The following is a 9,446-nucleotide window of genomic DNA, read 5'->3' as shown; positions in this document are numbered from 1 at the left end:
AGTAACATTCCTTATGGGAACTAAAAGACTATATAATTTTGTAAATAACAATCCTATGGTAGAAATGTATCCTGTTGATTATGTAAATGATCCAGTAGTAGTATCTAAGAATGATAATTTAATATCAATTAATTCATGTGTTCAAGTTGACTTTATGGGACAAGTATGCTCAGAAAGTATAGGAAGTAAGCAAATTAGTGGAGTTGGAGGACAAGTAGATTTTGTAAGAGGAGCTACTATGTCTAAAGGTGGAAAATGTATAATAGCTATGCCTTCAACAGCTGCAAGAGGAAAGATATCTAGAATAGTTCCTAACTTAGATGAAGGGGCAGTAGTAACAACATCAAGAAATGATGTGGATTACATTGTTACAGAATATGGAATTGCACAATTAAAGGGTAAAACATTAAAAGAAAGAGCAAGAGCATTAATAAATATAGCTCATCCAGATTTTAGACAATCATTAATAGAACAATTTGAAGAGAGATTCAATAATAAGTTTTAAAATATACAGGATTTTTATTTGTATAAAATGTTAAAATATTAACAATATAAAAAGATAAATATATTATTGCTTATAAATAATAACACATTTATAAGCAATGATATACTTATTCACAGTATGTTATGGAAAGGAGAATATTATTATGGCGATTAAGAGAGAATATGGAAAAGAACAACCATATATACCAGCAGGACCGTTTAAGATTCGAATTCCTTTTGTACATTATAAATTTGAGTGGGCAGATTATATACAAGGTTTGTTTATGTGTGCTGTATGTTTAGGCGCTATTCCAATGTTGCAGGAGTACTTAGGAATGCCTTTTGAAATAGCTATGGCAATAGTACTTCTAAATGGTATACTTTATTGTGCACATGTATTTTTAGGAGATCCAGTAGTTCCGGGATGGGTAACTCCAGCTATACCACTTCTTATGCTTCATATAAGTCAATTCCAAATGGGAATTGAAAGGATGCATGCATTAATTGCATTTGAGTTAACATTAGGTATATTAGCAATTATTTTAGGTATTACAGGTTTAGGAAAGAAAATAGTCTCCATAGTCCCTAATGCTATGCAATCAGGAATTATATTAGGTGCTGGAATTGCCGCTGTAAACGTTATCTTTGTAAAGGGCGCACGTTTTGATAAATTTCCTATATCAATAGTTATTTGTGTAGGTATAGGTTTTTACCTATTATTTTCTAATCATTTTAGAAGTATAAGAGAAAACAATAAAATTTTAAAAATAGTATCTGATTTAGGTATATTACCAGTAATTTTATTAGCTGTTATAGTTGGACCTTTAGCAGGAGAGACACCTTGGCCTCATATGGAATGGGGAATAACAAAACCAGAATTTGGAACTCTATGGAAAGAATGGACTGTATTTGGAATGGGCTTTCCACCATTAAGTATGTTTATAAAATCCATTCCTATGGTATTATCAGCTTATATAGTATTATTTGGAGACATGATTCAGGCTAATGCTTTATTAGAAGATGCTGAAAAAGTAAGACCAGATGAAAAGATAGATTATAATGCAAATAGAACTCATATAATATTTGGATTACGTAATACTATTATGTCAATTATAGGACCAGATTTAACTATGTGTGGACCATTATGGGCAGCTATGCAGGTTGTTATATGTGAAAGATATAAAAAAGGAAGAGAGGCAATGGATAGTATAAGTGGTGGTGCAGGTTCTTTTCGTTTTGGAACATTAACAGGTTATCTTTTATTACCTATAGTTTCTCTTTGTAAGCCAATTTTAGGAATTGCACTTGCCTGCACAATGCTTATTCAAGGATATGTCTCTGTAAGAGTTGGAGTTATGAAGTCACGTACTTTTAATGACCTTGGTATTGCTGGTATTATGGCTGCAGTTCTTGCAACTAGAGGAGCAGCTTGGGGACTTGCAACAGGAATAATACTTTGCTTATTAATTCAATTGGGTAATAAACCTAATTTGGATAATTATATTTTTGAAGAAACAAAGGAAGTAGAATAATTTTATTTGAATAAGAAGTTGTTCAAATAGATGAGTTTATTATAGTTAAAAATGTTTTTCAAATTATGCTAAATTAACAAGTTTTTAAGTGTAGATTAATATAAGAATTTAACTAAAAGAATCTTGAAAACTTATAGTATTTTTGATAGTATGAAGAAAAAGATATAATAAAACTATAAGGGATTAGTAGTCCTTTTACAGAAATGGAGAGGAAACATGTTTCATAAAGTAGAAGATATTCTTAATAAAAAAGTAAAACCTTCACTTCAAAGTCATAATGGAGATATTAAACTTCTAGAGGTAAAAGATGGAGTAGTAAAAGTTAAGCTTTTAGGTCAATGTAGTGGGTGTCCATCAGCAAAATATACTCTTGAACATGTTGTAGAAACAGCACTAAAAGAAGAAATACCTGAAATAAAAGAAGTTATAGCAATTCATGAAGTAAGTGAGGAATTATTGGATATGGCTAGAAAAATTTTAAATAAAGATAAAAAACAATAGGTGATTTCATGAAAGTAGGAGTTAAATATTGTGGTGGGTGCAACCCAAGGTATGATAGAACTTCCTTTATAGATAAATTAAAGAATGAAGTTAAATTTGATTTAGATATACAAGGGGCATCAGAAGATAACTTTTATGATGTTGTATTAATTTTATGTGGGTGTACTAGTGCCTGTGTTAATCATGATAATTTAAAGGGTAAATATGGTAAAATTGTTGTTGTTTCACAAGATAATTATAATAAAGTACTAGACTTATTAAATAATGTAAATAAATGAAAAATGGATGATATGATATCATCCATTTTTTTATGCCAATAGTTTTTAATATCTGTTGTAGATTATTAGTATTCTACTAAAATTAACTTTACAATTTTTGTAAATATTACAATATATGACTTTATTTTTAAAAAGTATTAGATGAATATTAATTTTTTTAAAATATAATAAAAAACTATTGAAAAAATAAATAAAAATATGTATATTTATATATAAATAATGACTCGTAGTCATAAATACAAAAAGAAAGGCGGATAAAATTAAACAAATGAAGATTTTTAAATTTACAAAAGAAGAATTTAAAGCTATTTTTAACAACAAAATTAAAATAGTCGCACTTATAGCTATAATAATTATTCCTCTACTTTATAGCTTTTTCTATCTGAAAGCTTATTGGGATCCTTATGGTAATCTAGATAGTTATCCAATTGCTATAGTTAACCAAGATAAAGGTGTGTATGAAGATGGTCAGAAGCATAACTACGGAAATGAAATTATTAATAATTTAAAAGATAATAAGGAGGTAGGTTTTGAATTTATATCTTCTGAAGAAGCAAAAGATGGATTAAGCAATGATAAATATTTTGCTGCATTTTTTATTTCAGAAAATTTTTCAGAGAAAATTGTAGATGCGAAAAAAGGTAAGGCTGTACAGCCAGTAATAGAATATGTTTCAAATGATAAGAAGAACTATATAGGTTCAAAAATTTCAAAAGCAGTTCAAGGAGAAGTTAAGGAAAAAATAAAGAAAAATATTTCAAAAGCATATGGTGAGGCTGCTTTTAAAAGCATATATGAGATGAGAGACGGAATGGGAGATGCAGTAGATGGTTCTCAAAAGCTATTAGATGGAGAGAATAAGCTTAAAGATGGAGCTAATCAGTTGAATAATGGTATAAGCAAAATAAATAGCAATATGCCTGAATTAGCTAGTGGATTTAAAAGATTATATGATGGTATGATATCTATGGAAAAGGGTATAAATGATCCATCAGGATTAAAAAGCGGTTCAGTGAATCTATCACAAGGATTAAAAATTGCTGAAGTTGGAAGTAATGAATTAAGTGAAGGAATACTTAAAGCTTCTAATGGTATAGATAGTTTATATGAAGGAATTTTAAAATTAAATAATGCATTAAATACAGAAGAAAAAGATAAAAATGACAAACCATTAGGATTAAAGAATGGAGCTTTAGCGTTAGAAAATGGGGTTACAAGTCTAAACAATGTAATAAATACACAAGCAAAAGATCAAAATGGAAACCCTTTAGGACTTAAAGAAGGTATGATTTCTCTTAATAACGGTATTAATACATTAAATAAAGGTGTTAATGGAGATGAAGGGTTAGTAGAAGCTGTGAATAAAATATATGAAGGAAATAAAACTTTATCAGCTAGTGTTGATAGTTTAGATAGGGCTTTTCAGGCTTATAAAGCAAATCCTAATAGTGAAACATTGGTTCAAGTAGAGTATATAATAAATGCTTTAAAATATAATACAAGTCAAAATTCTAAAGATCCAAGCAAGCCTACTTTTAAGGATGGTATAGATAATTTAAAACAGGGAACAGATGGATTATCTATAAGTATTGATAAAGCTCTTGTACCAGCTTCAGCATCAATTACTAAAGGGGTGGGTACATTAGCATCAACAGTAAATGATCAGGTATTACCTGCAACTAAAGGAGTAACTAATGGTGTTAAACAAGTTTCTAATACAATGAATTTTCAAGTAGCTCCAGGAACAGCACAATTACAGACTGGACTGCAAGAGTTAAATAAAGGTTCACAAAGATTGAACAACGGTGTAGGAGAACTGTATAATGGTTCTACAACAATGGTTCAGGGAGTAGATACTCTTGGAAATGGTACTACTAATATGAAAGATGGAATGAGTAAGTTTAATGAAACTATACCTGTTTTGACAAATGGAATCTCAAAATTATTTAAAGGGTCAGAAGAAATATCAAAGGGTATGGGAAAATTACAATCTGGTACTGAAGAATTGAATGATGGATTAAATGATGGTATTGATAAGGTAAATAAAAATGTAAGCACGCCTAGTAAAGAACTTGGTGAGTTTGTAGGGGAGCCTATTAAAGTTAATGAAAATGTTATAAATCCTGTGCCGAATTATGGAACAGGTTTAGCACCATATTTTTTACCTATTTCATCTTGGTTAGGAGCTGTATTCATGTTCTTTGTTCTTAAAAGTAAAAGAGATAATGCAGAAGAGTATAATAGTGCTGAGAGGGTGTTAGGAAGTTACTTTACTTATGCAATATTAGGTATAATACAAGCTATAGCATTAGGGGTTGTAGTATTAGGTTTAGGAATAAAGCCATCTAACATACCTATGTTATTTGTAATAAATGTATTTATGTCTCTTTGCTTTGTAGCTATAATTCAATGTTTTACAAGCTTATTAGGATTAGCAGGAGAAGGATTAGCTATAATAGTATTGGTACTTCAACTTTGTTCAGATGCAGGAACATTTCCAATTGAAACTTTACCAGAATTTTTCAAAAACATAAGTGGATTTTTGCCATTCACTTATTGTGTTCAAATGATAAGAGAGGTACTTTCTGCAACTAGTATTAATTATTCATTAGTTATAAAAGATATAAGCATGTTAATTATATTTGCTTTAGTGTTTATGATGGTAAATATGATATTTAATAAAAAAGGACAAGCTATTTCAGAAACTTTAGAAGAAAAGCTAGCATCTTAGAAAAAATTATTTAGTAAATGAGAAAATTACTATAATTATATAATTTTTAAATTATGAAATTTACTCAAATATAAAATAATGAAAAATGCCATTAAAATATTTTTCAATGTAATTTTAAAAAAACTTTCAAAAACAAAGGATTTAGTATATAGGTATAAATGAAAACCTATACTAGATCCTTTATTTATTTGATTCATAGTGAATTTTGGTTATAATATTAATGTATATCTTAACGGAGGATGATGAATATGAATTACAAATTTAATGATAAAATTCCAAACATAAATGAAACTGCTTTTGTAGCAAAAAGTTCAGATTTAATAGGAGATGTTGAAGTATTAGAAGAAGCTAGTGTGTGGTTTGGGGCAGTTCTAAGAGCAGATGAAAATAAAATTATTGTAGGCAAAAGGGTAAATGTTCAAGATAATTCTACTGTGCATACGTCATCAAAATATCCTACTGAAATAGGTCAAAATACAAGTATAGGCCATAATTGTGTTATTCATGCATGTAAGGTAGGAGAAAATTGTTTAATAGGAATGGGAAGTATTATTTTAGATGGAGCAGAGATAGGAGACAATACAATTATAGGAGCAGGAAGTTTAGTTACAGGAGGTAAAAAAATACCTTCAGGAGTTTTATGTGTTGGGTCACCTGCTAGAGTAGTTAGGGAATTAACAGAGAAGGATATGGAGTATATAAGAAGTAATTGTGAAACTTATGTAGGGCTTTCAAAAGGCTATAAATAAAATTTATAGTCAATATATGACTATTGTTACACAAGTAAACAGATTAGTTTGATTATTTTACCATGTATATTAAAAGATTTATAACACATACTATAATTAGACATAAATGACTATTATTAGTATGTGTTATACTCAAATAAATATTACTAGAAATTAGTTTTTCTAGTAATATTTATTTGATGTTGGTATTCTAAAGCACATAAATCTATTTATATTCCTTAGAAATAGCTTCATCACAATCAAATATATCTAAATTAGAATTTTTACTTATATCTATATTTTCTAGTTCATTATGATCACAAAATAATATACATAAAGAGCTATTATTACTTATATTTAGATTTGATAAATTATTTTTTCTACAATCTAATGTATCTAGCTTAGTATTTTTACTTATATCTAGTATTTTTAGTTTATTATTATTACACATTAATTCAGTTAAAACAACATTCTTACTTACATTTAAGTTTGATAAATTATTACTATTACACACTAAACTAATTAAAGCGGTATTCTTACTTAAATCTAGAGATGTTAGTTGATTATTACTACAATCTAAATTAGTTAAAGAAGTAAAATACTCAATTCCGCTTAAATTTTTTATATTCTCATTGTTTAAGTCTAAAGAAGTTATATCTTTTATATCAGAATAAAGTATTGGTTTTGAACTATTTTTTCTTATGATATCATATATATTATTTTTAAAATTCACATCACTAAACTTGTTAGTTACATCCGTTTTATCACTTATAACTGGTTTTTTTATGCTGAATTTTAATGTAACTGTTTGTTTTAAATGCTTATTGTTTTTAGAATGTACTTTATTGTCAATAATTAGCTTATACATTTCCCCTTCTTTATATCCACCTATTGGAGCATCTACTATAATATTTTTATTATTTTGTCCTAATTTTAAAACTACCGGAGCTAAATTACCTTCACTATCAATTACATTAATACTTTTCCTTGATAGATCGTCAAATATAATCTCTTTGTTAAAATTTATCATCCATTTTTTATTTGTATCTACAATTGTATTATCAGTAAAGGTTGTTGCTTTAACACTTGTACATAGAAATAATAATACAGTTGCTGTTATAGTTGCTATTGATGTAAAGCTTTTTTTAAACATACCATCATCCTTCCAATTTAGCAAAGTGCATAATTATAAATTTAAAACTTACATGGAGTTATATATTTTTAAATTTTGACATTTATTAAATTATTATTAATATAAGAATTATTATATAATAATTTCTAAAATAAGTATATGAAAAAAATTCTATTATAACAAATAAACCACCTTATATGACATTTTTAGTATTTTTTATGTTATAATTTTCTATACCAAGTAGAAATAAAGAGTAAAAAATATAAAAATATGGAGGAAGAAATGAAAAATAAGAGTTTTATTAAAATTGCTATATTAAGTATAATTCTGTTTACATTTGTATTTTCAATTAACATTTATGCAGTAGAAATGAATGCAAATAAAAAAGAAGATATAATATATTTAAAAGAAGGTGAAACAGTAGTTTCAAAACCTGGTAAAACATATTTATTTAGAAGAATGCATAAAATGATTGGCTATTATAATAATGAAGAAGCTTTAGATTCTAGATGGAATATATCCATATATGAAAAAGATAAGAAAAAAGGAATTATAATTGATAGTACTAATTCTTCTGAAACACTAAGATTACCTTTAAAACTTAATGGATGGTTTAAAGTTTATGTGGGCTATGCTTCTGGAACAAGCAATTTTACGATAAAGAAAGAAAATCGTTTAGATGACGTTTCATATACTTTCAATGAAAGTAACCAAGATAATAATAAGTTATATGGCGAACAATTTATATATGAAAAAAAGGTATTTACTTGCAATTTTAATAAAGATACTATTCAGATAGTACCTCATAATAAAACACGAATAGCGTATATAAAATTAGTTGGATTAACCTCACAAGAAATAAATGAATATACTAAACAAGATGAAGGGGATAATGGCAAAAGAATTCTTTATGATTTTGATGGATATTCTGACTTTTTCTCAGGAATTTATCCTGATGAAGAAACTCTAAAAGAAAGAACGGTAAGAAGATTGGCTCAAAAAGGTGTTGGAGAGATAAATTGGTGTTTAGGAACTACTTGCATGCTTAATTATAATAGTAAATATGCTGGAAAAGCTTTTGATTACGATCATAAGTATGATAATCAATTAAGAGATGGGGATAAGCTTGCAATAGAGCAACTTTCAAATATTTTAAAGTCAGGAAAATCTCCTATAGAAATTATAGCGGAGGAAGGAAAAAAACTAGGTGTAAAAGTTAATGCTTCTCTTAGAATGAACGCTTTCTATCCTCCTGGAAAATATGGTTTCTTGAATGGAATAGTTTATAATAAGTATGTTAGTTATCTTCAACCACATCAAGAACTTATGAATTATAAATACCCTCAGTTTAGAACTTATGTAAAAAATATACTTAAAGAAGCAGCTTCCTTTGAAAATGTAAGTGGTGTAACTTTAGACTTTTGTAGATATCCTACAGTTATGAGTAAAGAAGTGAAACAAGGAGATAAGATTAAAATAATGAATCAATTTATGAAAGAAGTACGAAATGAAATACCTACTAATAAGACTATTACAGTAAGAATACCATATAAAGATACTCTTTCTTATGGATTTGATATAAAAACATGGGTTAGAAATGGATATATAGATAGATTAGTTCCTTCTAATATTACAATTGAAGATTTTTTTGATATAACTCCTTATGTTAATATGGTAAAAGGGACAAAAGTAAAGTTATACATTGGTATTGCTGCTGATGTCAAAGGACATGATTTAACTAAAGAAGAAGAGGAATTAATAAAAAAAGGCCTTTATGTTCATAAAAAAGAATATTTAGATATAAATCAATATTTATCTAGAGCTTATGATGTATATAAAAAAGGTGCTGATGGACTATTTTTATTTAACACTACCTCCAAAATTTTAATTGACCCAACTGCTCCAAAAGAAGGTGAATATTTAGGAGATAAGGTTAAAATGGAAAAATGGTATAAGAAACAATACAATACTGAAAAGATAGAGAAACAGAAAGTATTTATATCCAAGAACACTATTGAATCTTTTTTAAATTAGAAGAGTTCACTTCTGTTAGTTTTCATA

The 9,446-nt window shown here is 27.5% G+C and carries 8 protein-coding genes; 7 read left to right on the top strand and 1 reads right to left on the bottom strand.

From position 1 onward, the window contains the following. From OW729_RS14185 to OW729_RS14160, 6 genes are all read left to right on the top strand, one after another. A partial coding sequence (locus OW729_RS14185) for an acetyl-CoA hydrolase/transferase family protein (protein ID WP_326498381.1) occupies positions 1-505 on the top strand: 505 nt, incomplete at its 5' end. A gap of 142 nt (positions 506-647) precedes the next feature. Beyond that, the gene (locus OW729_RS14180; protein ID WP_268062199.1) at positions 648-2,015 is read left to right on the top strand and encodes a hypothetical protein; all 1,368 of its coding nucleotides are present in this window, start codon (positions 648-650) and stop codon (positions 2,013-2,015) included. A 216-nt stretch (positions 2,016-2,231) separates the two neighbouring features. Then, positions 2,232-2,516 (top strand): NifU family protein, encoded by a 285-nt coding sequence (locus OW729_RS14175; RefSeq protein WP_268062198.1) that lies wholly within the window; start codon positions 2,232-2,234, stop codon positions 2,514-2,516. An 8-nt stretch (positions 2,517-2,524) separates the two neighbouring features. Continuing rightward, positions 2,525-2,794 carry a hypothetical protein gene (locus OW729_RS14170; protein WP_268062197.1) on the top strand — a complete coding sequence of 90 codons (270 nt, stop codon included), beginning with the start codon at positions 2,525-2,527 and terminating at the stop codon, positions 2,792-2,794. Between the two features lie 268 nt (positions 2,795-3,062). Continuing rightward, positions 3,063-5,525 (top strand): YhgE/Pip domain-containing protein, encoded by a 2,463-nt coding sequence (locus tag OW729_RS14165; RefSeq protein ID WP_268062196.1) that lies wholly within the window; start codon positions 3,063-3,065, stop codon positions 5,523-5,525. Positions 5,526-5,773: 248 nt separating this feature from the next. Then, a complete protein-coding gene (locus tag OW729_RS14160; RefSeq protein WP_268062195.1) occupies positions 5,774-6,274 on the top strand; it encodes a gamma carbonic anhydrase family protein in 501 nt (166 codons plus the stop codon). Between the two features lie 205 nt (positions 6,275-6,479). Here the strand turns inward: OW729_RS14160 and OW729_RS14155 are convergent, their stop codons facing one another. Further along, a complete protein-coding gene (locus tag OW729_RS14155) occupies positions 6,480-7,406 on the bottom strand; it encodes a hypothetical protein (protein ID WP_268062194.1) in 927 nt (308 codons plus the stop codon). A gap of 261 nt (positions 7,407-7,667) precedes the next feature. Between OW729_RS14155 and OW729_RS14150 the strand changes: the two genes are divergently transcribed. After that, positions 7,668-9,419, top strand: coding sequence for a glycoside hydrolase family 10 protein (locus OW729_RS14150; protein WP_268062193.1), 1,752 nt, complete (start codon positions 7,668-7,670; stop codon positions 9,417-9,419). Positions 9,420-9,446: the final 27 nt, after the last annotated feature.

The sequence above is a fragment of the Clostridium brassicae genome, assembly GCF_026738875.1.
In the GTDB taxonomy this organism is placed as follows: domain Bacteria; phylum Bacillota; class Clostridia; order Clostridiales; family Clostridiaceae; genus Clostridium_H; species Clostridium_H brassicae.
This window is presented reverse-complemented; position numbering and strand designations above follow the sequence as displayed.

Bases quoted from the DNA above. Each gene is read 5' to 3' on its own strand.
- OW729_RS14180 (WP_268062199.1), top strand. From the start codon at position 648: ATGGCGATTAAGAGAGAATATGGAAAAGAACAACCATATATACCAGCA.
- OW729_RS14175 (WP_268062198.1), top strand. From the start codon at position 2,232: ATGTTTCATAAAGTAGAAGATATTCTTAATAAAAAAGTAAAACCTTCA.
- OW729_RS14170 (WP_268062197.1), top strand. From the start codon at position 2,525: ATGAAAGTAGGAGTTAAATATTGTGGTGGGTGCAACCCAAGGTATGAT.
- OW729_RS14165 (WP_268062196.1), top strand. From the start codon at position 3,063: ATGAAGATTTTTAAATTTACAAAAGAAGAATTTAAAGCTATTTTTAAC.
- OW729_RS14160 (WP_268062195.1), top strand. From the start codon at position 5,774: ATGAATTACAAATTTAATGATAAAATTCCAAACATAAATGAAACTGCT.
- OW729_RS14155 (WP_268062194.1), bottom strand. From the start codon at position 7,406: ATGTTTAAAAAAAGCTTTACATCAATAGCAACTATAACAGCAACTGTA.
- OW729_RS14150 (WP_268062193.1), top strand. From the start codon at position 7,668: ATGAAAAATAAGAGTTTTATTAAAATTGCTATATTAAGTATAATTCTG.